We start from the raw sequence: 879 nt of genomic DNA on the forward strand, positions 1-879 counted from the left end.
CCTTTACAAACAGGACATTTTCTATACTTATTTTTGATTGATATCATTTATGCTTCCGCGCATATAGAGCTAAATCTTGTGCCTATTAATGTCCCACCAATGAGTCCCCCTAGAAGCAATGCTGGCAGCCCACCTCCAAAGACTGCTAACAAAGCTAATCCACCTATAATTACAGTAGAAACTATGAATCCTGCGGCATCAGCATAGATGCCATCGTTATAGTAATTAGCAAGACCACAACCTAGTGATAAAACAATACCTATAATGAGAACTAATGCTAGTGGGAATGCTGAAACAAAAGCCAATCCAATAGTTAGAATTGCAGCTAGTCCAAACATATAGGAATATGCTGGTAGATCAGTCCAACACTCCATCAAGCCCGCCACCAATCATATACGCCCCAGCACCTGTGTTCGTATCCAAGATGGTGTAACCAGTACCTGACCAGCCATTAAGGGTAATCTGGGTATCATGCACGGTGACTGTCTTACCTGCGTTCACACCATTGCGGGTATCGGTCATCACCACATCGCTGTGGTTCAGCTTTGGTAGTATCTCAGCATAGTTGGCTTTAGTCATTGTATAGATTTTTTGTCCTTGTTGGGCGGCGAGGCTAAGCGCTTTTGTCGCACTGATACCGTCTGCTTCTTTCTCTTCTGTTTTTGGATCATCAAACAGCTGCTCAGGAACTCACAGCCGAGCACAGCTTGACTCTTGCGCTCGGACAAGGGTCTCAGATCCGTGTTATATCCTCGCTCATCATTCAAGCTATAGCTTGGCCCTCTTGATAGGTTATAGGCAGTAAGTTTTTCTCTATCGTTATTGACCTGAACTATGATCGTAAGTCGCTATAATAGACTTTGCTATACCCTTGACAAA

At 43.6% G+C, this 879-nt stretch carries 2 protein-coding genes; one reads left to right on the forward strand and one right to left on the reverse strand.

Going from position 1 to position 879, the window contains the following annotated elements; genetic code table 11:
* On the forward strand, positions 1-207 hold a 207-nt coding region (locus tag JMY02_RS13675; protein ID WP_227678530.1), incomplete at its 5' end, for a hypothetical protein.
* A gap of 150 nt (positions 208-357) precedes the next feature.
* On the opposite strand, the gene JMY02_RS13580 is transcribed toward JMY02_RS13675, so the two are convergent.
* Positions 358-579 carry a transglutaminase gene (locus JMY02_RS13580; RefSeq protein ID WP_227678531.1) on the reverse strand — a complete coding sequence of 74 codons (222 nt, stop codon included), beginning with the start codon at positions 577-579 and terminating at the stop codon, positions 358-360.
* Positions 580-879 lie beyond the last annotated feature (300 nt).

Origin of the sequence: Psychrobacter vallis (assembly GCF_904846715.1) — a bacterium.
Taxonomy (GTDB): domain Bacteria; phylum Pseudomonadota; class Gammaproteobacteria; order Pseudomonadales; family Moraxellaceae; genus Psychrobacter; species Psychrobacter vallis.